This window comes from Streptomyces litmocidini, from assembly GCF_014649755.1.
In the GTDB taxonomy this organism is placed as follows: domain Bacteria; phylum Actinomycetota; class Actinomycetes; order Streptomycetales; family Streptomycetaceae; genus Streptomyces; species Streptomyces litmocidini.
Genome location: NZ_BMTQ01000001.1, coordinates 159,652 through 184,210, shown reverse-complemented (window position 1 = coordinate 184,210; position 24,559 = coordinate 159,652). Strand labels below are relative to the sequence as shown.

The window sequence follows — 24,559 nt, the reverse complement described above, 5'->3', positions numbered from 1 at the left end:
GCTCCTTCACGTGCGCTAGCTCAGTCCGCTGTTGATGGCGCCGACCAGCTCGCCGTTGCCGGTGTCGCCGCTGAACTCCCAGAAGAACGCGCCGCCGAGGCCCTGGTTCTTGGCCCAGCTCATCTTCGAGCTCACGGTGGCGGGGGTGTCGTAGCTCCACCAGTTGGTGCCGCAGTGGGCGTACGCCGTGCCCGCGACGGTGCCGTTGGCCGGGCAGGAGTTCTTGAGGACCTTGTAGTCCTCGATGCCCTGCTCGTACGTGCCCTGCGCCGGGCCGGTCGCCGTGCCGCCGGGGGCGGACTGGGTGACGCCGGTCCAGCCGCGGCCGTAGAAGCCGATGCCGAGGAGGAGCTTGTCGGCGGGGACGCCCTTCGCCTTGAACTTGGCGATCGCCTCGGCGGAGTTGAAGCCCTGCTGCGGGATGCCGGCGTACGAGGTGAGCGGGGAGTGCGGGGCCGTCGGACCCTTCGCCTCCCAGGCGCCGAAGAAGTCGTACGTCATGACGTTGAACCAGTTCATGTACGGGGCGGCGCCCGCGTAGTCGGCGGCGTCGATCTTGCCGCCCGTGGAGGCGTCGGCGGTGACGGCCGCGGTGATCAGGTTGTTGGCGCCGAACTTGGCGCGCATGGCCTGCATCATGTTCTTGAAGGAGGCCGCGCCGCTGGTGTCGCAGGACAGGCCGCAGGCGTTGGGGTACTCCCAGTCCAGGTCGATGCCGTCGAAGACGTCGGCCCAGCGCGGGTCCTCGACCAGGTCGTAGCAGGACTGGGCGAAGGCGGTCGGGTTCTGCACGGCCTGGCCGAAGCCGCCGGACCAGGTCCAGCCGCCGAAGGACCACAGGACCTTGATGTTCGGGTAGGCCTTCTTCAGCTTGCGGAGCTGGTTGAAGTTGCCGCGCAGCGGCTGGTCCCAGGTGTCGGCGACGCCGTCGACGGACTGGTCGGCGGTGTAGGCCTTGTCGTAGTCGGCGTAGGCGTCGCCGATGGTGCACTTGCCGTTCTGGACGTTGCCGAAGGCGTAGTTGATGTGCGTGATCTTCGACGCGGAGCCGGAGGTCACGATGTTCTTCACGTGGTAGTTGCGTCCGTAGACGCCCCAGTTGGTGAAGTACCCCATCTTCACGGCGTTCGGGAGGGGCTGGCCGCCGCCTCCGCCGGTGGTGCGGACGGCGACCGGGCCGGCGGCGGGGCCGGTCTGGTCGATCGTGTCGCGGGCGACGACGGTGTACGAGTAGTCGGTGCCCGCGGTGAGGCCGCTGTCGGTGAAGGTGAGGCCGGTGGTGGTGGTCACCTTGGTGCCGTCGCGCAGGACGTCGTAGTTCTTGACGCCCTTGTCGTCGGTGGCCGCGGTCCAGGTGAGCTTCGCCGAGGTGTCGGTGATGTTCGAGGCGACGGGGGCGCCGGGGGCCGAGGGCGGGTTGTCGCCCGGCTGGGTGGTGCCGTCGCAGGGAGCTCCGTTGATCTTGCAGCCGGTGGGCGCGCCGGAGCCGGTGCCGTTGTAGCCGAAGGAGACGGAGGCGCCGGGGGCGAGGGTGCCGTTCCAGCCGACGTTCTTGGCGGTCCAGTGGGTGCCGGAGCCGGTGACGGTGGCGTCCCAGGCGGAGGTGACGGCGGTGCCGGAGGGGTAGTCCCACTCGACGGTCCAGGAGCTGATGGTGGTGGTGCCGGTGTTCTTGACGGTCCAGTTGGCGCCGAAGCCGGTGCCCCAGTCCTGGGTCTTGGTGTAGGTCGCGGTGGCCGAGGTTGCGGCTTCGGCGGGGGAGGCGAGGCCGACCATGGCGGCCAGGGGCAGGATCAGGGCGGTCAGTCCGGCGGCGGTCCGGTGTCTGAACCCTGCTCTGCGCGTCGGTGCTTGAGTGCTCAACGGTGCTCCTCAAGTTGCGGACGGACAAGGTGGGGGTGGTCCGAAAGGTGCGCGCGCCCCGCGAGCGTAGGAAGGTCTGGACCAATCGTCAAGAGGTCCAGACCAACGTCGGCAAAGAACTGCTAAACCCCCCACTCCTGCGCCAGCACCGCCGCTTGGACCCTGCTCCGCAGCCCCAGCTTCCCCAGCACCTTGCTGACGTGCGTCTTCACCGTCGCCTCCGCCATGTCGAGCCGTACCGCGATCTCCGCGTTCGACAGACCGAGCCCCAGCGCGGAGAGCACCTCCCGCTCCCGGGGCGTCAGCACGCCCAGTCGCGCCGGATCCGCCGCGCCCGTCCCCCGCTCCGGCCGCGCCGGACGGCTGCTCGCGGCGAACTCCGCGAGCAGCCGCCGGGTCACCGCCGGGGCGATCAGCCCCTCGCCCTGCGCCACCGTCCGCACCGCCTCGATCAGCTCCCGGGCGTCCGCGTCCTTCAGCAGGAAGCCCGCCGCGCCCGCCCGCAACGCCCCGAACACATACGCGTCGAGATCGAAGGTGGTCAGCACGAGGACGTCGGCGAGGCCCTCCGCCACGACGATCCCGGTCGCCGTCACCCCGTCCATCCGGGGCATCTGCACGTCCATCAGGACCAGGTCCGGCCGCAGCCCGCGGGCCAGCTCCACCGCCCGCTCGCCGTCCGCCGCCTCGCCGACCACCTCGATGTCCGGCGCGCTGCCCAGGATCAGCACGAGCCCCGCCCGCACCGCGGACTGGTCCTCGGCGACCACCACCCGCACCGTCATGCGTCCCCCGCCCTCTCGTCCGCGGGCAGCACCGCCCGCACCTGCCATACCGCCCCCGAGGCCGCCGCGCGGAACTCCCCGCCGAGCAGCTCCGTGCGCTCCCGCATGCCCACCAGGCCCGAACCCGTGCCGGGCGCGCCCGGCCCCGGCCGCCGCCCGTACGGCGAGTCCACCGCCACCGTCAGCGCCCCGCCGGACCGGCCGACCCGCACCCTGACCGTACCGGGGGCGGCGTGCTTGACCGCGTTGGCCAGCGACTCCTGGACGATCCGGTACGCGGCCAGCTCCACCGGCGCCGGCAGGGAGCCGCCCGGGGGACGGGTGTCCTCCAGGACGAACTCCAGGCCGCCCGCCGAACCGTTCGTCCGGGCCCGCGCGAGCAGCGGGTCCAGGGCGTCGAGGCTCGGCACGGCCCCCGGCTCCGGCTCCCCGCCGCTGTCCCGCAGCAGCCCGATGAGCCGCCGCATCTCGGCGAGGCCCGCCACGCTGTTCTCCCGGATCACCGTCAACGCCCGCCGCGTGGTGGCCGGTTCGTCGAGGGAGAGCCCGGCCGTGGAGTGGATCGCGATCGCCGAGAGGTGGTTCGCGACCACGTCGTGCAGCTCGCGCGCCATCCGGGCCCGCTCGGCCGCCACCGCCTGAACCCGGTCCATCTCGGCGAGCAGCGCCGTCTGTTCGGCCCGCAGCCTGGCCGCGCCCGCCGCCTCCCGGTGGTTGCGGACGACCGCGCCCGTGATCGCGGGCAGGAAGGAGATCATGCCGGTGAGCACGCCGACGAGCAGCGCGTACGCGTTCTGCCACCAGACCAGGAAGCCGATCGTCACCCCGACCGTGACGAGTCCGGTGGTGTACGGGACGCGGCGGGCGTGGGCGGGCGCCCCGTACACGACGGCCGCGTAGACGACGTCCGTGAACATCAGGACGGTGACCAGGCTCCCGTACGTGAACTGGTCCGCGACGATCGCGACCGTGCCGACGGACAGCGCCGTCCGGGGCGCGGTCCGGCGCGCCGCCTCGCACCCGGCCATCACCACGAGCGGCACCAGGGTCGCCCAGCGCTGGGTGAACGGCCGGTCCAGCTGGGTGTGCAGACCGAACCACCACAGGACCAGCCCGCCGGCGAGGCCGACGACGGCGATGGTCAGGTCGATGCGGTGCGGGCGGGGGAGCGTCACGTCCTCATCCAACACGCCCCCACGCGCGGGAACCTCCTCGTCAGGGCCGATGCGCGCGCGTGCCGGCCTCCGCCGAAGGATGTAGACGGACGTCGTCACCGGCGACGACGCGTCGGCCCCGGCCGCACGGGACGCTGAAGGGGAACCGAAAGGGGAACCGCCGTGATCGTCACGCTGATCGTGCTCTGCGAGGTCGGCTTCTGGGTCCTGCTGGCCGCCGGCCTCACCACTCGCTACCTCCTGGGGATGCCCCGGGCGGGCATGGCGCTGCTGCTCGCCGAGCCGGTCCTGGAGCTCGTGCTCCTCGTCGCCACCGCGATCGACCTCGAGAACGGCGCGGACCCCGGCTGGGAGCACGGCCTCGCCGCGCTCTACATCGGCTACACCGTCGGCCACGGCCACCGCACCGTGCGATGGCTCGACGGCCACGCCGCCCACCGTCTCGGCGGCGGCCCGCCGCCCCCGAGGCCCCCGAAGCACGGCGCGGCGCGCGCCCGCCACGAGGGCGGGATCTGGCTGGGCACGCTGGCCGGCGGCGCCGTCGCCACCGTCCTGCTGCTCCTGGCCATGGCGTACGTCGGCGACGACGGGAACACCGAGAGCCTGCGGAGCTGGATGTACGGTGCCTGGCGGGCCGTGGGCATCCACGGCCTGATCGCGCTCAGCTACTTCGTCTGGCGGAAGGAGGACCCGGGGGCCCGCTCAGCGGTCGCCGCCGGGGACCCAGAGCACGTCCCCGACCTCCTTGTTCGCGGTCCGGGCAAGGATGAAGAGCAGGTCCGATAGCCGGTTGAGGTACGTCGCGGTCAGGGCGTTCATCGTCTCGCCGTGCACCTCCAGGGCCGCCCACGTGGAGCGCTCCGCCCGCCGGACGACCGTGCACGCCTGGTGCAGCAGGGCCGCACCGGGCGTGCCGCCCGGCAGGATGAAGGAGCGCAGCTTGTCGAGCGGCTCCAGGAAGCGGTCGCAGTCGGCCTCCAGCTTGTCGACGTACGCCTGCTCGACGCGCAGCGGCGGGTACTCGGGGTCCTCCACCACCGGCGTGCAGAGGTCGGCGCCCACGTCGAAGAGGTCGTTCTGGATCCGGACGAGGACCTTCACGACGTCCTCGTCGAGCTGCCCGAGGGCGATGGCGGTCCCGATGGCGGCGTTGGCCTCGTTGGCGTCGGCGTAGGCCGAGATCCGCAGATCCGTCTTGGCGGTCCGGCTCATGTCGCCGAGCGCCGTGGTGCCCTTGTCGCCGGTACGGGTGTAGATGCGCGTCAGATTGACCATGGGTCCAGCGTAGTTACGCCTCGGCCCCGCGGAACGTCCGTGTGCCGACCGTCACGGCGAGCACCGTGAGTCCGGCCGCGGCGAGGACGCCGTACAGCATCGTCGCGGTCGCGTAGTGCCCGGTGTACGCGTCCCGTACCGCGTCCACCAGATAGCGGAACGGCACGAAGTGCGACAGGACGTCGAGCCAGCCGGGCGCGAGGGCCATCGGCAGCATCAGGCCGGACAGCAGCATGGCGGGCATGGCCAGGGTGTTGATCGCCGGGCCGAACTCCTGCGGACTGGGCAGCCGCAGCGCGAGCACGTACGACAGCGAGGCGAGCGAGAAGGTGAGCAGGGTGACGAAGCCGAAGCCGACGAGGATGCCGGGGAGCGGCGCCCGCAGGCCCATGAGCAGGGCGGCGAGGACGAGCAGGACGGCCTGGAAGAGGAAGAGGACGGTGTCCCGCAGGGTCCGGCCGAGGAGCAGCGCGAGACGGCTGACCGGGGTGACCCGCATGCGTTCGAGGACGCCCCAGTTCTTCTCCATGATGACGGCGAACCCCGCGAACGAGGCCCCGAAGAGTCCGAGCTGGAGCAGCAGGCCCGGGACGAGGACCTGCCAGGAGTCGCCCGCGCGGCCGAGCGGGAGCCCGGTGAGCAGCGGGCCGAAGAAGAACAGGTAGAGCAGCGGCGTCAGGGCGCCGAAGAAGATCTGGAACGGCGAGCGCAGGGTCTGCCGGGCGTAGCGGCCGAAGAGGACCGCGGTGTCGTGGAGAAGCATCGTGTGGACTCCTGGACGGCTACTGGACGGCGACGGGCGTGGTGTCGACGGGCGCGGGGCCGCGCCCGGTGATGGCGAGGAAGGCGTCCTGGAGGGTGTCCGCGCCGTGCTCGGCCTTGAGCGCGGCGGGGGAGCCCTCGGCGGCGACGGCGCCCCCGTCGATGATCACGAGCCGTTCGGCGAGGGCGTCCGCCTCGTCGAGGTGGTGGGTGGTGAGGACGACGGTGGTGCCGTGGTCGTCGCGCAGTCGCCGGACGAGCGCCCACAGGGCGGCCCGGCTGCCCGGGTCGAGGCCGGTGGTCGGCTCGTCGAGGAAGAGCAGCGCGGGGCGGTGGGTCAGGCCGAGCGCGAGGTCGAGCCGGCGTCGCTGGCCGCCGGAGAGCGCGGCGGTGCTCCGGTCGAGGAGCTCGGTGAGGTCGAGGTCGCGGGCGAGTGCGGCGGCGCGGGCCGTGGCCTCGGGCCGGGGAAGGCCGTAGAGCCTGCCCTGGGTGACCAGTTCGGAGCGGACGGTCTCCTGCGGGTCGACGCCGCCGCCCTGGGCGACGTACCCGATCTTCCGCCGTACCGCGACGGGGTCCCGCAGCAGGTCGTGGCCGCAGACGGTGGCGGCGCCGCCGGTGGGCGGCAGCAGGGTGCTGAGCATCCGCAGGGTCGTGGACTTGCCGGCGCCGTTGGGTCCGAGGAAACCGAGGATCTCGCCCGCCCGCACCGTGAGGTCGATGCCGCGGACCGCGTGCACCTCGCCCTGTTTCGTCCGGAAGGTCCGGGACAGCCCGGACGTGCTGATGATTGCCATGGCGACTACAAAAACAGAGTCACTGAAAATTTGCAATGCCACCAAAATTTTAGGCCGCCTAGGATGGCGGCATGGGTGAAGGGCTCAGGGAGCGCAAGAAGCGTCAGACGAAACAGCGGATCTCGGACATCGCGACCGGACTCTTCCTGGAACGCGGCTTCCAGGCCGTGACGGTGGCGGAGATCGCGGAGGCCGCCGACGTCTCCGTCAACACCGTCTACAACTACTTCCCGGCCAAGGAAGACCTCTTCCTCGACCGGATGGAGGGCGTCGTCCACCGCCTCGCCCGGATGATCCGCGGCCGCGACGCGGGGGAGTCCGCCGCCCAGGCCGTGCTCCGCGAGATCCGCGGCCACGTCACCGCCGTCTCGCCCGCCTACGGACTGATGGACGGCTACGCCGACTTCATGCGGGTGATCGACGAGGCCCCCACCCTCCAGGCCCGGCTCATGGTCCTCCAGCAGGAGGTCCGCCGGACCACCGTCGCCGCCCTGCGCGAGGAGGTCGGCACCGGGCCCGACGACCCGATGCCCCTGCTCGTGGGCGGCCAGATCGCCTGGATCCAGGACGCCGTCGTCCAGTTCGTCAGCGACGGGATGACCGCCGGACGCAAGGCGACCACCGTCTCCCGGGAGGCCCTCGTCCTCCTCGACGAGATCGAGGAGCTGCTGAGCGAGAAGGTCCTGACGTACGCCGTACGGGCCTGAGGGGCCTCCCCGGGCCTGTCGCGAGTGTGACGTCCGTCAAAGACGGCGTGACGCGCATTACTTCACGGTCACATGACGCCCCGCGACCGCTAATCTCCGCCGGAGAGCCAGAAGTGAACAGGCGTTAAAGGGGTGGAACATCGTGGCCAGGAAGCTCGCCGTCATCGGGGCCGGACTCATGGGGTCCGGCATCGCGCAGGTCTCCGCACAGGCGGGCTGGGACGTCGTCCTGCGTGACGTCACCGACGCCGCCCTGACCCGCGGCACCGACGGCATCAAGGCGTCGTACGACAAGTTCGTCGCCAAGGGCAAGCTCACCGCCGCGGACGCCGAGGCCGCGCTCGGCCGGATCACCGCCACCACCGAGCTCGACGCCGTCGCCGACGCGGACGTCGTCGTCGAGGCCGTCTTCGAGAACCTCGACGTCAAGCACGAGATCTTCCGCTCGCTCGACAAGATCGTCAAGGACGGTGCCGTCCTCGCCTCCAACACCTCCGCGATCCCGATCACCAAGATCGCCGCGGTGACCGAGCGCCCCGAGGCCGTCGTCGGCGTCCACTTCTTCTCGCCCGTGCCGATGATGCAGCTCGTCGAGCTGGTCCGCGGCTACAAGACGAGCGACGAGACCCTCGCCACCGCCCGCGCGTTCGCCGAGTCCGTCGGCAAGACCTGCATCGTCGTCAACCGCGACGTCGCCGGCTTCGTCACCACCCGCCTCATCTCGGCCCTCGTCGTCGAGGCCGCCAAGCTCCACGAGTCGGGCGTCGCCACCGCCGAGGACATCGACATCGCCTGCAGGCTCGGCTTCGGCCACGCCATGGGCCCGCTCGCCACCGCCGACCTCACCGGCATCGACATCCTGGTGAACGCCGCCAACAACATCTACACCGAGTCCCAGGACGAGAAGTTCGCGCCGCCGGAGCTGATGCGCCGGATGGTGGACGCGGGTGACATCGGCCGCAAGAGCGGGCAGGGCTTCTACAAGTACTGAGCCCCACCCACCACCCCGCCTCACTCCGTGGGGTGAATTTCGGCATCGGTTCGCTGACAAGGCGCAACGTATCTGCCGGTGCGGCAGTCAGTTGTTGCGAAGACGGAGCACTCTCGGGGAGCGCATATGCACATCAGGGGCGACCACGTCGAGCTGGTCGTCGGGGGCCGCCTCGACGTCCGCAGCGCGGCGGACGCCCGTACGGTCCTGCACTCGGCCGTCGACGACGGAGTCGGCGACCTGGTGCTCGACCTGACCGGCCTCGACTCCTGGGACGCCACCGGGCTCGGCGTCATCATGGGCGCCCACCGGCGGGCCGGCCGCTGCGGCCGACGCCTCGTCCTGCGCGGGGTCCCGCCCCAGATGCAGCGACTCCTCGTCGCCACCCGGCTCCACCGCATCCTCGCCATCGAGGGCGGCCTCGCCCTGGAGTCCCTTCCCCGCATGTGATCCGCTCCCGGCCCCGCCGTCCGTGAAGCAGCCGCGCGAACCAGGCGTCACGCCCAATCCTCACAAGACCGTGACGTCTTGGTCTCGGGAGCACCCCGGCTGTTCCCGAGCCGCTGACCACGGTCTAGGGTTCGGTCGCCCGCACATTGACGGACCCGCCTGCACATGGGGCGGACCCACCGGCGGGCACCGGACACCGCTTCTTGGGGGCTAGGACCATGGACCCGATCAACCCTGGGTCGGAGGAGTACGGTCACGACACCGAGGGCGAGGAGGCCCGGCAGGGCCGTGGCATGCCCGCGCCGACGCCCGCGCGCGCCCGCGTCGTCCGGCTCGTCTCCGGCGAACTGCTCCTCACCGTCAACCCCGTCGACGGCAGCGAGATCGAACCCTGCCCGCCCGGGCAGGAACCGGCGGCCCCCCGCCCCCGCACCCCCGAGGAGCGCGCCGAGGCCGCCCGCGCCGTCGCCCCGCCCCTCCCGCCCGGCCCTCCCGCACCCGAGCTGCCCCTCCTCGAACGCCAGGAGGAGCGCGAGCGGCTCACCGGCATCCTCCGCCAGGGCCGCTGCGCCCGCCTCCTCGGCGTCCCCGGCTCCGGCCGCACCGCCCTCCTCGACGCCGTCGCCGCCGACTGCGCCGACCTCGCCCCCGACGGGGTCGTCCGCCTCTCCGGCCGCCACCGCACGCCCACCGAACTCCTCCACGAGCTCTTCGCGGCCGTCCGGTACGCCCCCGACCAGCGCCCCGACCGGGCCGCCCTGCTCGACCGGCTCCGGGACGTCGGCGCCGTGGTCGTCGTCGACGACCTGGAGTTCGGCGGCGCCGCCCTCGACGAGCTCCTCGCCGCCGCCCCCGAGTGCGCCTTCCTCCTCGCCGCCGGCCCCGAGACCCCCGCCCCCTCGGCCGACGCCCACGTCGAGGAGGTCCTCCTCGCCGGCCTCGGCCGCGCCGCCGCCCTCGAACTCCTGGAGACCGCCGCCGGCCGCACCCTCACCGAGGAGGAGGCCAACTGGGCCGGCGACCTGTGGTTCGAGTCCGAAGGCCTCCCGCTCCGCTTCGTCCAGGCCGGCGCCCTCCTCCGGCAGCGCGACCGGCTGCGCGTCACCCCCGCCGAGTTCGACGCCTTCGGCGCCCTCGAAGAAGCCTTCGGACCCACCGACCCCACGGCCGCTGCCGCCGCAGCCGCCGCCGCCTTCGACGGCATCGACGACCCCGACGTCGAACTGCGCGACGTACCGCTGCCCAGCCTCGGCGAAGGCGCCGCCCCCGCCGCCCTCCTCGCCTCCCGCCTCAGCCGCGCCGCCCAGTCCGCCCTGCGCTTCGCCGTCGCCCTCGGCGGCGAGGTCCCGCACCAGGCCCACCTCCCCGCCCTCGTCGGCGACACCCACGCCGACGCCGCCCTCGGCGAACTCATGGCCTGCGGACTGCTCTCCCCGGCCGGCCCCCGCTACCGGCTCGCCGCCGGCGTCCTCACCCAGCTCCTCGCCCACGGCTACGACCACGGGGCCACCGACCGCGCCCACACCCTCGCCCAGCACTACGCCTGGTGGGCCGCCCACCCCTCCGTCACCCCCGAACGGGCCGCCGCCGAGGCCGACGCGCTGCTCGCCGCCCTCACCGCGCTGGTCCCCGGCACCGGCGAATCCGCCGCCGAACACCGCGCCACCGCCGTCCTCCTCGCCCGCGCCGCCGCACCCGCCTTCGCCGCCGGACTGCACTGGGGCGCCTGGGAACGCGCCCTGCGCGCCGGCCAGGAAGCCGCCCGCCTCACCGGAGACGTCGCCGAAGAGGCCTACTTCCACCACGAACTCGGCGTCCTCGCGATCTGCGCCGGAAACCTGGAACGCGCCCGCGCCGAGCTGGAGGCCTCCATCGGCATGCGCGGGGCGCTCGCCGACAAGCGCGGCACCGTCGCCGGCCGCCGGGCGCTCGCCCTCGTCTCCGACCTCTCCGGGGAGCACGCCGCCGCGGTCGCCCCGCGCGCCGAGGAGCCCCTCTCCCCGCCGCGCGGCACCCCCGCCCTGCGCGGCCCCGCCGCCCGCCCCGCGAGACCGGAGCCCGTCACGGCCCCCCTGCCGGGCGGACCCGCCCGGCCCCCGGCGGCGGCCCCGGTCCCCGCGTTCCCCGACTTCGCCGACGAGGCCCCGACGGTCCTCACCCACCCCGACACCGACGGCCGCCGCCCCGGCCTCAAGGGCGGCATCCTCGGCGGCGCCCGCCGCAACCTCGTCGCCGTCGGCGCGGGCGCGCTCCTCGTCGCGGTCCTCGGCACCGTCGTCACCCTCGGCGCCACCTCGGGCAACGGCGAGAACCCCGCCACCGACCGCGTCACCTCCGACAGCACCACGAGCGAGACCGGCACCGACGACGGCCTCGACGGCGAGGACCAGCCGGCCGACGGCGAGGCCGACCCGACGGAGACGGGCGAGGCGACCCGCTCGGACTCCCCGAGCCCGTCGGGCTCCGCGAGCGCGTCGCCGGACCCCACGGTCTCGGGCACCCCCAGCACCTCCGGCACCCCGTCGTCCTCGGACAGCCCGACGGCCACCACGGCCCCCTCGACGACCGCGCCCACGAGCCCGAACACGACCACCCGGCCGCCGCGCCCGACGAGCTCCTCCCCGAGGCCCACGTCGAGCACGCCGAAGCCGAGCACCTCCTCGCCGACGACCTCGCCGGAGCCGAGCACGGCCACGCCGACGGCGCCGACCTCGTCCCCCGCGACCGGCGAGACCACCACCCTCGGCGCCCCCTCCGCCTCCGAAACCTCCGCTGCCACGGACTCGCCGGCCTGATCCCGTACGCCAACGACGACGGCCCCGGGCGCGCTCACCGCACCCGGGGCCGTCCCCGTGCTCGTACTCCCGCCGCGGTCAGAAAAGCCGCAGCTTGTCGTCCTCGATGCCGCGCAGCGCGTCGTAGTCGAGGACCACGCAGCCGATCCCGCGGTCCGTCGCCAGGACCCGCGCCTGCGGCTTGATCTCCTGGGCGGCGAAGACGCCCTTCACCGGGGCGAGGTGCGGGTCGCGGTTGAGCAGCTCCAGGTAGCGGGTCAGCTGCTCGACGCCGTCGATCTCGCCGCGCCGCTTGATCTCCACCGCGACCGTCGCGCCGTCGGCGTCCCGGCACAGGATGTCCACGGGGCCGATCGCGGTCGGGTACTCGCGGCGGATCAGGGTGTAGCCCTCGCCCAGGGTCTCGATGCGGTCGGCGAGCAACTCCTGGAGGTGAGCCTCGACGCCGTCCTTGATGAGGCCCGGGTCGACGCCCAGTTCGTGCGAGGAGTCGTGGAGGATCTCCTCCATCGTGATGATCAGTTTCTCGCCCGCTTTGTTGATCACGGTCCAGATGCCCGCCTCGCCGTCGGCCCCTTCCTTCAGGGTGCACGGCGGGGACATCCAGTTGAGCGGTTTGTACGCCCGGTCGTCCGCGTGGACGGAGACGCTGCCGTCTGCCTTGACCAGGATCAGACGGGGTGCGGAGGGCAGGTGGGCGGTGAGCCGGCCCGCGTAGTCCACGGAACAACGGGCAATGACGAGACGCATGGTCGGCAACGCTACAAGACGGGTGCTCTTCCGCGCGATTCGGGCATCGCCCCGAAGGGGAGCGGGGGCCGTCGTGAGCCGAACACCCGTCGGTTATCAGCCGGTTGTGCGCCCATTCTTCTGGTGTCGCCCGGACCGCGCGCTTACCGTGGAAGCTGGAGGTCGTCGTCCGTGCACGCTGCGTGGCGCACGGCCGGCCTTCGCCCCTGCCCGCAAGGCCCCGTCCGCGGGGTCGCGAGAGGAGAACCCATGTCGCTCGACGTCTCACCGGCCCTGTTGGAACAGGCCGAGCGAGGCGAGGTCGACGAAGCCGACTTCGTCGACTGCGTCCGGACCTCCCTGCCCTACGCATGGGAGATGATCAGTTCTCTGGTGGCACAGCTGAAGGTCGACGGCGGAGAGTTCGCCGACAACCAGACGCCGCCGCCGAATGAGCAGGCACGTGGTCAGCTGCTGCGCGCGCTCGCGAGCGATGCCATTCGTGGTGCGCTGCAGCGGCACTTCGGGGTGCGTCTCGCCTTCCAGAACTGCCACCGCGTGGCGGTCTTCCCGCTGGACCCGTCGGTGGACGAGCGGCTCGCCCGTTTCACTTCCGTACGGGGACAGCTGCTGAACCAGTCGCCGGAACTGCGCGACTGCTGAGACATGGTGCTGCCGCTCCGCACCGCGGGAGAACGCGATCGATGCGAGCCGACGCGCATCGCCGCCGAGGGGCGCGGAAGCGGCAGCACAGTCGGCACCGCTCCCGCGAGGGGCCTCACACCAGGAGCGGCAGGACCTCCGCGCCCAGGCGCCGGACGTTCTCCTCGGTCGCCGCGAGGTCGCCCGAGCCCTCCGCGAGGAGGGCGAAGCGGGTGATGCCCGTGCGCTCCGCGGTCGCCGCGAGCCGGTCCGCCGCCAGCCGGGGCGTGCCCACCGGGTGCAGTCCGCACAGCAGCTCCGTGTACGCCACGGGGTCCCGCATCGCCCGGTGGCGGCCGTCCACCGTCACATGCGCGTCGAGCCCCTGCCTCAGCCAGCCCGGCATCGCCTTGACGAGCGCCTCCGCCGCGTCCGCGCCCCGGTCCGCGAGCTGGGCCACCCCCGCCGAGACGTGGCCGGCGCCGATCCGCGCGATCTCGTCCGGGTCCCGCCCGGCCTCCCGGGCGCACCGCGCCCAGGCCGCGACCATCTCGGCCTTGTCCTCGTCGCCGCAGTGCATGCCGAGCAGCATCGGCAGTCCGCGCTCCGCCGCGAGCCGCACGCTCTTCGGCGAGGTGCACGCCACCACCACCTCGGGGGCGGCCGCGCCGCCGATCAGCTCGTCGGGGCGGGGCACCACGGGCACCTCGCGGAAAGCGAATCGTTCCCCCTCGGCGCCGACGCGCGGCTCGGTGAGCCAGCGCAGCAGCAGGTCGAGCGATTCGGGGAACCCCTTCTCGTACGCCGGGAGCCCCGCGCCGAAGACCTCCAGGTCCACCCAGGGTCCGCCCCGGCCCACCCCCAGGGTGAACCGGCCGCCCGAGGTGAGGTGCAGCAGCGCCGCCTGCTCGCCGAGGGCGACCGGGTGGACGGTCGGCAGCACGCTCACCGCCGTACCGACCCGGAGCCGCCGGGTGCGGCCGAGGACCAGCGCGGCCAGCGTCACGGCCGAGGGACAGACCCCGTACGGCACGAAGTGGTGCTCGGCCAGCCAGGCGGAGTCGAGGCCCGCCTCCTCCGCCACCTCGGCGGTCCGCACCGCCCGGTGCAGTGCCTCCCCCTGGCCCTGCCCCGGGAACTGGGCTGCCAGAACGAACGTACCCACGCGCATCGCCTTCTGCCTCCTTGCGGCCGACGCGTATCTCCCCTCGCACTGGCACCAACGTCTGACACGTGCCAAAGGCAACGGCCGTTCATGAAGTTCTTGCGATTTTCGGCTAAGCCCTCCCGGACGGGGCCCGGGGCACCGCGTGGCGGCCCGTAGGCTTGGGAGAACGGTCCGTGTTCCCAGACCCCCGTGAGGTGTGCCCGTGTCCCCGCGTCACAACCGCTCCCGAGGCGGCGAGAAGCCCGTGCAGCAGGGCGATCACGGCGACCGGTACGGCGGTGTGCAGCGCACCGAGGCCTGGCAGGGCGAGGAGTGGTACGTCCGGCTCGTCGCCGGGGCGAGCGCGCCCGGCAAGCGCTACCGCTGCCCGGGCTGCGACCAGGAGATCCCGTCCGGCGCCCCGCACCTGGTCGCCTGGCCGGAGTACGGCGGGGTGGACGACCGCCGCCACTGGCACAAGGCCTGCTGGAACGCGAAGGACCGCCGCACCAGCAAGGTGCAGCGGTCCCGCAACGCGCCGAGGTACTGAACGGACCCTAGACGTCCCGGCTGTTCAGCAGGGCGTACGCGCCGCCCAGAGCCGCCGCCGCGATCGCCGCCATGATCAGCAGCGGCTCCCAGCCCGCCGGACCCGACTCCCCGAACGGCGGGGTCTCGCTGTAGAGCGAGATCATCTGTGAGGGGATCGCGTAGGTGAACAGGAACTCCTGCACCGACTTCAGCGACTGGGAGAACATGAACATGGCCGCCACCAGCGGCAGCAGCAGCAGACCGATCATCACGGTGATCGCGCCCGCCGAGTGCCGGATGAGCGTGCCGACCGCCATCGAGAGCAGCCCGAGCGTCGCCAGGTAGGCGGCCGCCCCCACGGTCGCCCGCAGCCATTCGGCGCCCGTCGGCTCGGCCGCGTCCACCATGGCGACCTGCGCCGCCGCCACGAGCGCCGTGACGACGGTGGTGAGCGTGAAGACCAGCAGGAAGAAGACGATCGCCTTCGCCGTGAGCACCCGGGCCCGGCTCGGGCAGGCCGTCAGGGTCGTCCGGATCATGCCCGTGCCGTACTCGGAGGCGATCGTCAGGACGCCCAGCGTGATCACGCAGATCGACGCCGGCAGCATCCCGAAGAAGCCGAAGCCGAGCGCGGACTCCTCGCCCAGCGGGGCCTCCGAGGCCGACGCGAGGGCCGCGACGCCCAGGCCGATGGCGAACATCAGCAGGATCATCACACCCAGCGTCCACATGGTCGAACGCACCGAGCGGATCTTCGTCCACTCGGAGGCGAGCGCGTCACCGAGGTGCGCGGCGCGGACCGGGATGGGGGAGACGTAGGCGTGCGGGGCCTGGGCGTGGTGGTGGGCGGGGGCGGTCATCGGACGTCCTTCGAGGTGTCGTCGCTCGGCTGCGGGAGACCCGGCTGCGGGGCGGCCGGAGGGGCGTACGGACCCGGCGCGGGAGCCTGCGGGGCCCCGGCGTACGGGTTCTGCGCGGGGGCCTGCGGAGCCGCGCCGTACGGGTTCTGTCCGGGGGCCTGCGGAGCCGCGCCGTACGGGCTCTGTCCGGGCGGCGGCGGGGCGTACCAGCCCTGCTGCGGCACGTCCTGGACCGGCGGCTGCGGCGGCGTCCCGTACCCCGGCTGCCCGGGCTGCGCCGGCGGCTGGAGGTGGGCGAGGCGGTCGTCGGTGGAGCGGTAGTCCACGGCGCCCTGCGTCAGCCGCATGTACGCCTCCTCGAGGGAGGCCTGGTGCGGGGACAGCTCCCAGAGCCGTACGTCCGCGTCGTGCGCGAGGTCGCTGATCCGCGGCAGCGGCAGGCCCGTCACGCGCAGCGCCCCGTCCGGCTCCGACAGCACCTGGCCGCCGGCCTCCACGAGCACCGACGTCAGCTTCTCCCGCTGCGCCGGCTCGGCCCCCGGCGTCCGCACCCGGGCGAAGTCGGCGGAGTTCGCCGAGATGAAGTCCTTGACGGGCATGTCCGCGAGCAGCTGCCCCCGGCCGATCACGATCAGGTGGTCGGCCGTCAGCGCCATCTCGCTCATGAGGTGGCTGGAGACGAAGACCGTGCGGCCCTCGGCGGCCAGCTTCTTCATCAGGTTCCGCACCCAGAGGATGCCCTCGGGGTCCAGGCCGTTGACGGGCTCGTCGAAGAGCAGCACCTGCGGGTCGCCCAGGAGCGCCGCCGCGATGCCCAGCCGCTGGCCCATGCCCAGCGAGAAGCCCTTCGAGCGCCGCTTGGCGACGTCCTGGAGGCCGACCACGCCGAGGACCTCGTCGACGCGCTGCGCCGGGATGCCGGCCAGCTGGGCGAGCGACAGCAGATGGCTGCGCGCGCTGCGGCCGCCGTGCACGGCCTTGGCGTCGAGGAGCGCGCCGACCTGCCGGGGCGCGTTCGGCAGCCGCCGGAAGGGGTGGCCGCCGATCGTGACGTGACCCGCGGTGGGCCGGTCGAGCCCCAGGATCATGCGCATGGTCGTCGACTTGCCGGACCCGTTGGGCCCCAGGAAGCCGGTGACGACACCGGGCCTCACCTGGAAGGAAAGGTTGTACACGGCCGTCTTGGCGCCGTAGCGCTTCGTCAGGCCGACTGCCTCGATCATTCTCCAGCCCCATCGACAGGTCGGTCGCATCCATGTCGGGGCGTGGCGGCCGTCGGCCGGAGCCCCCCGTATGAGCTAGGAGCTTATCCAGCCGTTGACGGTTCCGGCCAAGCGCGAGGAATCAGGCGTCCCGCTTCTTCATCACCAGATAGCCGCCGACGAGCGAGGCCGCCACCCAGAGCACCATGATCCCGAGCCCGCCCCACGGTCCGTACGGGGCCTCCTCCGAGTTCATCGCGTCCGGGACGACCCGCATGACCTTCGAGCCGGCCTGGTCGGGGAAGTAGAGCGCCACCTCCTTGGCCTTCGGCACGGCCGAGAGGATCTGCGAGACCAGGAAGAAGAACGGCACGAGGATGCCGAGCGAGAGCATCGACGAGCGCAGCATCGCCGCCACGCCCATGGAGAAGACCGCCATCAGGCCCATGTAGAGCCCGCCGCCGACCACCGCCCGCAGCACGCCGTCGTCCCCGATGGAGGTCCGGTGCCCGCCGAGCAGCGCCTGCCCCAGGAAGAAGGCGAGGAAGCTCGTCGCGAGACCCACCAGGAGCGCGAGCCCGCCCGCGACCGCGATCTTCGAGAAGAGGAAGGTCGCGCGCTGCGGCACGGCGGCCAGCGAGGTGCGGATCATGCCGGAGGAGTACTCGGTCCCCACCACCAGGACGCCGAAGACCACCATCGCCAGCTGCCCCAGGATCATCCCCGAGAAGCTGATCAGAGTCGGGTCGAAGGTGAGCCTCTCGGCCTCCCTCATGTCGTCGAAGGTGGCGTTCGTCAGGGCGCACAGCGCCGCGCCCATCGCCACCGTGACGAACAGGGCGCTCGCCAGCGTCCAGACGGTCGACGACACCGTCCGGATCTTGGTCCACTCGGACTGCAGTACCGCGGATGCCACTGCCATCGTTCAGGCTCCCTCGGAGGTCGTGCCCCAGCGGGGGCCGGGCGCCGCGGCGCCGCTGTGAACATCGGTGCCCTGCGCGTGGTACTCCACCGCGGCGGCCGTCATCTGCATGAACGCCTCTTCGAGGGAGGCGCGCTGCGCGCTCAGCTCGTGCAGCACCAGGCCGCTCTCCGCGGCCAGCTCGCCCAGCTTCTCCGTCGTCGCCCCGTCCACCTCCAGGGCTCCGCCGCCGGCCTCGACCACGACGAACCCGTTCGCGTGGAGCACGTCCCGCAGGCGTTCCTGCTGCGGAGAGCGCATCCGCACATAACTCCGGGAATTCTGCTGGATGAAATCCGCCATCGAGGTGTCGGCCAGCAGTTTTCCCTGCCCGATCACGATCAGGTGATCCGCCGTCAGCGCCATTTCGCTCATCAGGTGGCTGGAGACGAAGATCGTCCGGCCCTCGGCCGCCAACGCCTTCATCAGATTGCGGATCCAGTGAATTCCCTCGGGGTCCAGACCATTGACGGGTTCGTCGAACATCAGGATCTCGGGATCGCCGAGGAGCGCCGACGCGATCCCGAGCCGCTGCCCCATGCCGAGGGAGAAACCCTTCGACTTCTTCTTCGCGACCGCCGTCAGACCCACCAGGTCCAGCACCTCGCCCACCCGGCTCGCCGGGATGCGGTTGGACTGCGCCAGGCACAGCAGGTTGTTGTAGGCGGAACGGCCGCCGTGCATCGCCTTGGCGTCGAGCAGCGCCCCGATGTACTTCAGCGGCTCCGCCAGGTCCCGGTAGTGCCTGCCGTCGATCCGGACCGTCCCGCTCGTCGGGTTGTCCAGGTCGAGCATCATCCGCATCGTCGTCGACTTGCCCGCCCCGTTCGGCCCGAGGAAGCCGGTGACCACGCCGGGACGGACCTGGAAGGACAGGTGGTCGACCGCCGTCTTCGTTCCGTAGCGCTTGGTCAGGTCCTCGATCTCGATCATGCGTCCCAAGCTAAGGGTGCGCAAAACCCCCCGCCACCGGAGTGACGGGGGGTTCCGGTACGTGCCTCGGGCCGGTTACCGCGACTGCTGGGCCGGGACGCCGGCCGTGCGCTCGTCGTCGATCGGGGAGCCGGCCGCCGCCACCGCGGCACCGGTCAGCGTCGCCAGCATCTCGCGGACGTTGGTCAGCTGCGCGTTGATCGAGTCGCGGCGGTTCGTCAGCGCCGCGAGCTCGCGCTCCGATTCCGAACGGATCCGGTCGGCCTTGGCGTTCGCGTCGGCCACGATGTCCTCGGCCTGGCGCTGCGCGGTCTCCACCGTCTGACGGGCCCGGCGCTCCGCGTCCGTCCGCAGCTTCTCGGCCTCCAGGCGGAGCTGCTCGGCGCGGTGCTCGATCTCCGCGAGGCGCTTCTCGGCCTTCGCCTGACGCGAGGCCAGGTCCCGCTCCGACTGCTCGCGGCGCTTCGCCAGGTTCGTCTCGAAGTCCGCGGCGGCCTGGGCGGCCTTGGCGCGGGTCTCCTCGAAGAGGGCGTCCGCCTCCTCGCGCTTCGACTGCGCGTCCTTCTGGGCCTCGGCACGCAGCGAGTTGGCCTCGCCCTGCGCCTTCTCGACGATCCGGACGCCCTCGTCCTCGGCCTTCGCCTTGCGCTCGGCCGCGAACGACTCCGCGTCGTTGCGCACCTGCTGGGCGGCCGACTCGGCCAGCTCGCGGTGCTGCTCGGCGGCGCGACGGGCCTCCTCACGCAGGTCCTTCGCCTCCTCCTCGGCCAGCCGGAGGATCTTCTCGACCCGGGCACCGAGCCCCGCGTACGACGGCTCGGCGTCGGTGACCTGCGCCTGGGCGTTCTGCGTCTCGAGGTGGAGCTCCTCGATGCGCTTCTCCAGCGAGGTGATGCGGGACAGGGCACTGTCGCGGTCGGCCACGAGCTTGGTAATGCGGTCGTCCACCTGACCGCGGTCGTAACCGCGCCGCACGAGCTCGAAGCCGAAGGGGGAGGAAGTGTCGCTCATGGGGTTCCTGTCGAATGAGACCGGTGAGGTGTTAGAGGGAATCCTAGGGGCCGAAGCGGCGTGTCATCGAGCGTATGCCCGTTTGATCTGGAGAATGTCCAGCCTTTTGAGTGGCTAGCCGTCCTGGACCTTGCCACCCGTCCGGGTGGAACCCGCCGACGCACCCGCCTTGACCCCGTCCTTTCCGGCCGAAGGCGTCTCGAAAGACTCCAACGCCTCCAGCACGTCCTGGACACGGGAGATCTCGGCATTGATGTCCTTGCGACGACGCGTCAGCACCTCCAGCTCGCGCTGCCCCTCCTGGACCGTCTTCTCCGCCTCGGCCTCGGCCTCCGCGCGGATCCGCTCGGCCTCCGCCTTCAGGGCCTCGGCCTCGGCGATGATCGAGGCCTTCTTCTGCGCGGCCTCCTTGAGGAGCGCGTCCGCCTTGCGGACCGCGGCGATCCGGACCTTGCTGGCCTCCGAACTCGCCTCCGAGACGAGTTCCTTCGCCTTCTCCTCCGCCTCGGCGCGCTGCTCGGTCGCGGCCTTCACCAGCTTGTCGACGCGCTCGCCGGCCGTCTTCATCTGTTCGGCCGACTCGCGCCGCGCCCGCTCGTGGAGCTCCTCGATCTCGGCCTCGATCCGGCTCCGCAGCTCCTCGGCCCGCTCCCTTATGGCCGTCGCGTCGCTGCGCGTCCCGACCAGGAGCTCGTCCGCGTCCGTACGGGCCTTCTCCACCAGCGCGTTGCCCTCGACGGTCGCCTCGGCGACGATCCGCTCGGCCTCCTTGCGGGCCGCGCCGACCATCGTGTCCGCCTGCGACTCGGCCTCCGTGGTGGCGCGCAGCGCCTCCTCCTGGGCCTTGGCGATGAGCTGGTCGGCCTGCTCGGCCGCGTCCGCACGCTTCCGGGCCCCGGCCTCCCGGGCCTCGTCGAGGGTCCGGTCCGCCTCCTCGCGGGCCTCCGCGCGCATCTGCTCGCCCGCCGCCGCGGCCTCGCTCCTCACCCGCTCGGACTCGGTACGGATCCGCTCGGCGTCCCGCAGGGCCTCGGCGATCGCCTCGGCGCCCTCGGCCCGCAGCCGCTCGGCCTCCTCCGAGGCCGCGGCGACGGTCCGGTCCGCCTCGGCGCGGGCGTCCGCGCCCACCGAATCGGCCAGCTCGGCCGCCTCGTTCACGATCCGCTCGGCCTCGGCCGTCGCCTCGCCGACGAGGGTGTCGGCCTGCTCGGCGGCGTCCGAACGGCGCTTGTCCGCGGCCTTGCGGGCCTCGTCCAGGATCTGGTCGGCATCGGCCAGCGCGGCGTTGCGCAGGGCCTGGGCGTGCGCCTCGCCGTCGGCCTTGACCTGCTCGGCCTCGGCACGGATGCGCGCGGCGTCCTGCTCGGTCGTCTCCATGAGCTCGACGGCTTCGGCGGTGAGCCGCTCGGCTTCGGCGGTGGCTTCGCCGACGAGGGTGTCGGCCTGTTCGGCGGCGTCCGAGCGGCGCTTGTCGGCGGCCTTGCGGGCCTCGTCGAGGATCCGGTCGCCCTCGGCGCGGGCCTCGGCCCGCAGCGCCTCGGCCTGCGCCACGCCGTCGGCCTTGACCTGCTCGGCCTCGGCACGGATGCGCGCGGCGTCCTGCTCGGTCGTCTCCATGAGCTCGACGGCCTCGGCGGTGAGCCGCTCGGCCTCGGCCGTCGCCTCGCCGACGAGGGTGTCGGCCTGTTCGGCGGCGTCCGAGCGGCGCTTGTCGGCGGCCTTGCGGGCCTCGTCCAGGATCCGGTCGCCCTCGGCGCGGGCCTCGGCCCGCAGCGCCTCGGCCTGCGCCACGCCCTCGGCCTTGACCTGCTCGGCCTCCGTGCGCAGCCGCTGGGCGTCGCGCTCGGCCGTCTCCCGCAGCTCGGCGGCCTCGGCCGCGATCCGCTCGGCCTCGGCCGTCGCCTCGCCGACGAGGGTGTCGGCCTGTGCGGCGGCGTCCGAACGGCGCTTGTCGGCGGCCTTGCGGGCCTCGTCGAGGACCTGCTCCGCCTCGGCCGTGATCCGCTCGGCTTCGGCGGTGGCTTCGCCGACGAGGGTGTCGGCCTGTTCGGCGGCGTCCGAGCGGCGCTTGTCGGCGGCCTTGCGGGCCTCGTCGAGGACCTGCTCCGCCTCGGCCGCGATCCGCTCGGCCTCCGCCCGCGCCTCGCCGACCGTCGTCTCGGCGCGCTCGGCGGCCTCCGAACGGATCCGGTTCGCGTCCTCCCGGGCGTCCGCGCGCGTGCGGGCCGCGTCCTGCTCGGCCGAGGCGAGCGAGTCCGTCGCCTCGGTCCGCACCCGCTGCGCGTACTCGGCGGTGTCCGCCCGCAGCTTCTCCGCCTCGGCGAGCGCGTCCGTGACCGTCCGCTCCGCCAGCGCCTTCGCGGCCTCCGACTCCTCCTGGGCACGGGCCCGCGTGCGGACGGCGTCCTCGGACGCCCGCTCCCGCTCCTCGTACGCGTCGGCGCGGACCCGGTCCGCCTCCTCCTGCGCCTCGGTGCGCGTCCGCTCCGCCGCGTGCTCGGCGGCGCTGCGCAGCCCGGCGATCTCCTCCTCGGCCTGCTCGCGCAGCCCGGCCACCGAGTCCCGCACCTCCTGGGCGGCTCGCGAGGCGGCGGTGACCATCTCGGTCGCCCGCGCGTCCGCCTCCTCGACCAGGCGCTGCGCCTCGGCCTGTGCCTCCTCGACCCGCTTGCGGGCGGCGGCCAGGAGCTCCTCGGACTGCGCGCGGGCGTGCTCGCGCTCCCGGCCGGCCTCGGAGCGGGCCGATTCCAGGGTCTCCTCGGCCTCCCGGCGGCGCCGGTTGGCCTCCTCCTGCGCGGCGGCCAGGGCCTCGGCGGCCTCGGCGGCCACCCGCTCGGCGGCGGCGGCGGCCTCGGCCCGCACCCGGTCGGCGGTCTCCTGGGCCTCCGAACGCAGCCGCTCGGCCTCCTCGGAAGCCTCCGTGCGCAGCCGTACGGCGGCGGACTCGGCCTCCGTACGGGTGGTGGACGCGTCCGACGCGGCCTCGGCGCGCAGCCGCTCGGCCTCCTGCTCGGCCTGCTCCCGGAGGGACCGGATCCGCTCGGCGGCCTCGGTCCGCAGCCGCTCCGTCTCCTCAGCGGCCTCGCGCCGGATCCGCTCGCCCTCGGCCCGCGCGTCGGTGAGCTCCTCGCCGGCGGCCGCGACCTTCGCCTCGGCGTCGGCGTGCAGCCGGGCCAGTTCCTCGGCGGCCTCCGCGCGACGCGCCTCGGCGGCCCGCTCGGCGTCGGCGCGCAGCCCGGCGGCGGCCTCCTCGGCCGCGCCCTTCACCGACTCGGCCTGCTCCTCGGCCTCGGCGCGCAGCCGCTCGGCCTCGGCGCGGGTGCGCTCCAGGGTCTCCTCGGCCTGGGCGCGGAGCGTCTGGGCGCGCTCCATCGCCTCCGACTTGGCCCGCTCGCTCTCGGCGCCGGCCTTGGCGCGCAGTTCGTCGGCGTCCGTACGGGCCTTGGTGAGGAGCTCCTCGGCGGTCCTGGCCGCCTCCTCGATCTGCTGGAGGGCCTCGCGGCGGGCCTCGCCGCGGATCCGCTCGCCCTCGTCGACGGCCTCGGCGCGCAGCTGCTCGGCCTCGCCGCGCAGCCGGCGGGCCTCCTCCTGGAGCTCGACCGTCTTGGCGCGGTACTCCTTGGTGTCGTCCTTCGCCGAGCCGAGCAGCTCGTCGGCCTGCTCCCCGGCCTCGGCGCGCAGCCGGTCCGCCTCGACCTCGGCCTCGCGGCGGACCCGCTCGGCCTCCTCTGCGGCCTTGCGGGTGGTCTCCCGGGCGTCCTCGGACGCCTTGGTGAGGATCTCCTCGGCGCTGCGGGCGGCCTTGGCGAGCGCGGCTGCGGAGTCCTCGGCGGCGGCCGCGAGGGCCTTCTCGGTGGCCTCCGTGACGAGCTTCTCCGCCTCGGCGGTGGCCTCGCGGAGCTTCTCCTCGGCCTCCGCCTTGAGGGCCTCGGCCTCCTTGGTGGCCTCGCCGACGAGCCGGGCGATCTCCGTCTTGGCGGTGCGGGTGCGCTGCTCGTTGACCGACTCGGCGGAGGCGAGCTGCCGGGCGGCGGCCTCCTTGGCCTCGGTGAGGGTCTTCTCGGCCTCGGTGCGGGCGAGTCGCAGCTTCTCCTCGGCCTCCTGCATGCGCTGTTCGGCGGCGCGGGAGAGTTCGGTGGCCTGCCGACGGGCCTGATCGGTCTCGACGGCGGTGGTCGAACGGAGCTGTTCGGCGTGGCTGGTGGCCTCCTGCGCCTGGCTGGAGGCGGCGCTCAGGAGCCGCTCGGCGTCCTTGCGGGCGCGCAGCAGAATCGCTTCGGCCTCGGCCCGGGCGGACTCCGCCTCGGCGCCGACGCGGCGGCTGGTCTCCTCGGCGAGCCGGGTGGCCTCGGCCCGGGCGGCGGCGAGCGACTGCTCGGCCTCCGCGCGGGACTCGTCGAGGAGGCGGCGGGCCTGGGACTCCGTGCGGGCGCGCAGCTGCTCGGCCCAGGCCACGTTCTCGTTGACGTGCGCCTCGACGGTCTGCCGGCGTTCGTTGAGCTCCTGGTCGAGCTGCTGGCGGCGCTGGACGGCCTCGTTGTGCAGCTCGGCCTGGAGCCGTGCCTGGTGCTCGGCGTGCTCCTGGAGGATGCGCTGGGTCTGGGCGCGGGCCTCGCGCAGCTCGCGCTCGGCGTCCTGGCGGAGCTGCTCGGCCTGCGCCTGCGCGTTCCGCAGCAGCTGCTCGGCCTGGTAGCCGATGTCGGCGCTGTCGTACGCGGGCCGGGACGCGATGGTGCGGCGCGCCTCGTGGAGCTTGGCGCGCAAGACCTCGACCTGGTAGCCCAGGTCCTCGGCATGCTGGACGGCCTTCTCGCGTTCGGTCTTCAGCCGGTCCATCTCGGCTTCGAACCTGGCGAGATGGTCGTCTTCAGCTCGGTGGCTCTCCTGGCGTTCGTAGCCCCGCACTGCGCGGTCCCATCCGTCCCCTGGTCGCAACACTCCTA

Annotated in this window: 21 protein-coding genes; 7 read left to right on the top strand and 14 right to left on the bottom strand. The window is 73.1% G+C overall.

Features of this window, described 5'->3' with window-relative positions; all coding sequences use genetic code 11:
* Window positions 1-15: 15 nt before the first annotated feature.
* The 3 genes from IE180_RS00765 to IE180_RS00755 all read right to left on the bottom strand — a co-directional run bounded on the left by IE180_RS00765 (window position 16) and on the right by IE180_RS00755 (window position 3,823).
* Window positions 16-1,863, bottom strand: a complete 1,848-nt coding sequence (locus IE180_RS00765) for a glycoside hydrolase family 18 chitinase (RefSeq protein ID WP_506005087.1) — start codon at window positions 1,861-1,863, stop codon at window positions 16-18.
* Between the two features lie 122 nt (window positions 1,864-1,985).
* Window positions 1,986-2,648: a response regulator gene (locus IE180_RS00760; RefSeq protein WP_190154767.1), complete on the bottom strand. Its 663-nt coding sequence runs from the start codon at window positions 2,646-2,648 to the stop codon at window positions 1,986-1,988.
* A complete protein-coding gene (locus IE180_RS00755; RefSeq protein ID WP_190154766.1) occupies window positions 2,645-3,823 on the bottom strand; it encodes a sensor histidine kinase in 1,179 nt (392 codons plus the stop codon). The genes IE180_RS00760 and IE180_RS00755 overlap by 4 nt, the downstream gene beginning before the upstream one ends.
* Window positions 3,824-3,985: 162 nt before the next feature.
* On the opposite strand from IE180_RS00755, the gene IE180_RS00750 reads away from it, so the two are divergent.
* Window positions 3,986-4,609 carry a hypothetical protein gene (locus IE180_RS00750; protein ID WP_190154765.1) on the top strand — a complete coding sequence of 208 codons (624 nt, stop codon included), beginning with the start codon at window positions 3,986-3,988 and terminating at the stop codon, window positions 4,607-4,609.
* Here IE180_RS00750 and IE180_RS00745 read toward each other — a convergent pair.
* Genes IE180_RS00745 through IE180_RS00735 form a run of 3 tightly spaced genes read right to left on the bottom strand, consistent with a single transcriptional unit; the run spans window position 4,526 to window position 6,657 of the window.
* On the bottom strand, window positions 4,526-5,098 hold the full coding sequence (locus tag IE180_RS00745; protein ID WP_190154764.1) for a cob(I)yrinic acid a,c-diamide adenosyltransferase: 573 nt from the start codon (window positions 5,096-5,098) through the stop codon (window positions 4,526-4,528). The two genes, IE180_RS00750 and IE180_RS00745, sit on opposite strands and share 84 nt — an antisense overlap.
* A gap of 13 nt (window positions 5,099-5,111) precedes the next feature.
* On the bottom strand, window positions 5,112-5,861 hold the full coding sequence (locus IE180_RS00740; RefSeq protein ID WP_190154763.1) for an ABC transporter permease: 750 nt from the start codon (window positions 5,859-5,861) through the stop codon (window positions 5,112-5,114).
* Window positions 5,862-5,880: 19 nt separating this feature from the next.
* Window positions 5,881-6,657 carry an ABC transporter ATP-binding protein gene (locus IE180_RS00735; protein ID WP_190154762.1) on the bottom strand — a complete coding sequence of 259 codons (777 nt, stop codon included), beginning with the start codon at window positions 6,655-6,657 and terminating at the stop codon, window positions 5,881-5,883.
* A gap of 71 nt (window positions 6,658-6,728) precedes the next feature.
* On the opposite strand from IE180_RS00735, the gene IE180_RS00730 reads away from it, so the two are divergent.
* The 4 genes from IE180_RS00730 to IE180_RS00715 all read left to right on the top strand — a co-directional run bounded on the left by IE180_RS00730 (window position 6,729) and on the right by IE180_RS00715 (window position 11,600).
* The gene (locus IE180_RS00730; RefSeq protein WP_190154761.1) at window positions 6,729-7,364 is read left to right on the top strand and encodes a TetR/AcrR family transcriptional regulator; all 636 of its coding nucleotides are present in this window, start codon (window positions 6,729-6,731) and stop codon (window positions 7,362-7,364) included.
* 142 nt (window positions 7,365-7,506) lie between these two features.
* Window positions 7,507-8,355: a 3-hydroxyacyl-CoA dehydrogenase family protein gene (locus IE180_RS00725; protein ID WP_190154760.1), complete on the top strand. Its 849-nt coding sequence runs from the start codon at window positions 7,507-7,509 to the stop codon at window positions 8,353-8,355.
* A 126-nt stretch (window positions 8,356-8,481) separates the two neighbouring features.
* The gene (locus tag IE180_RS00720; RefSeq protein ID WP_190154759.1) at window positions 8,482-8,805 is read left to right on the top strand and encodes an STAS domain-containing protein; all 324 of its coding nucleotides are present in this window, start codon (window positions 8,482-8,484) and stop codon (window positions 8,803-8,805) included.
* A gap of 218 nt (window positions 8,806-9,023) precedes the next feature.
* On the top strand, window positions 9,024-11,600 hold the full coding sequence (locus IE180_RS00715) for an ATP-binding protein (RefSeq protein WP_190154758.1): 2,577 nt from the start codon (window positions 9,024-9,026) through the stop codon (window positions 11,598-11,600).
* Window positions 11,601-11,678: 78 nt separating this feature from the next.
* Here the strand turns inward: IE180_RS00715 and nucS are convergent, their stop codons facing one another.
* On the bottom strand, window positions 11,679-12,350 hold the full coding sequence (gene nucS / locus IE180_RS00710; RefSeq protein ID WP_190154757.1) for an endonuclease NucS: 672 nt from the start codon (window positions 12,348-12,350) through the stop codon (window positions 11,679-11,681).
* Window positions 12,351-12,599: 249 nt separating this feature from the next.
* Here nucS and IE180_RS00705 point away from each other — a divergent pair, with 249 nt between their 5' ends.
* A complete protein-coding gene (locus IE180_RS00705) occupies window positions 12,600-12,992 on the top strand; it encodes an SCO5389 family protein (RefSeq protein WP_015036224.1) in 393 nt (130 codons plus the stop codon).
* Between the two features lie 115 nt (window positions 12,993-13,107).
* On the opposite strand, the gene IE180_RS00700 is transcribed toward IE180_RS00705, so the two are convergent.
* Window positions 13,108-14,142, bottom strand: coding sequence for an LLM class flavin-dependent oxidoreductase (locus IE180_RS00700; protein ID WP_190154756.1), 1,035 nt, complete (start codon window positions 14,140-14,142; stop codon window positions 13,108-13,110).
* A gap of 199 nt (window positions 14,143-14,341) precedes the next feature.
* On the opposite strand from IE180_RS00700, the gene IE180_RS00695 reads away from it, so the two are divergent.
* Entirely contained in the window at window positions 14,342-14,668 is a 327-nt protein-coding gene (locus IE180_RS00695; RefSeq protein WP_190154755.1) for an Rv1322 family protein, read from the top strand.
* A gap of 7 nt (window positions 14,669-14,675) precedes the next feature.
* Here IE180_RS00695 and IE180_RS00690 read toward each other — a convergent pair whose 3' ends face one another.
* The 6 genes from IE180_RS00690 to scy all read right to left on the bottom strand — a co-directional run bounded on the left by IE180_RS00690 (window position 14,676) and on the right by scy (window position 24,521).
* Entirely contained in the window at window positions 14,676-15,509 is an 834-nt protein-coding gene (locus IE180_RS00690; RefSeq protein ID WP_190154754.1) for an ABC transporter permease, read from the bottom strand.
* A complete protein-coding gene (locus tag IE180_RS00685; RefSeq protein WP_190154753.1) occupies window positions 15,506-16,732 on the bottom strand; it encodes an ABC transporter ATP-binding protein in 1,227 nt (408 codons plus the stop codon). Before IE180_RS00685 ends, IE180_RS00690 begins: the two co-directional genes overlap by 4 nt.
* A 121-nt stretch (window positions 16,733-16,853) precedes the next feature.
* Window positions 16,854-17,633 (bottom strand): ABC transporter permease, encoded by a 780-nt coding sequence (locus IE180_RS00680; RefSeq protein WP_190154752.1) that lies wholly within the window; start codon window positions 17,631-17,633, stop codon window positions 16,854-16,856.
* A gap of 3 nt (window positions 17,634-17,636) precedes the next feature.
* Entirely contained in the window at window positions 17,637-18,605 is a 969-nt protein-coding gene (locus tag IE180_RS00675; protein ID WP_190154751.1) for an ABC transporter ATP-binding protein, read from the bottom strand.
* A 75-nt stretch (window positions 18,606-18,680) separates the two neighbouring features.
* Entirely contained in the window at window positions 18,681-19,616 is a 936-nt protein-coding gene (locus IE180_RS00670) for a coiled-coil domain-containing protein (RefSeq protein ID WP_116158785.1), read from the bottom strand.
* 114 nt (window positions 19,617-19,730) lie between these two features.
* A complete protein-coding gene (gene scy / locus IE180_RS00665; RefSeq protein WP_190154750.1) occupies window positions 19,731-24,521 on the bottom strand; it encodes a polarized growth protein Scy in 4,791 nt (1,596 codons plus the stop codon).
* Window positions 24,522-24,559: the final 38 nt, after the last annotated feature.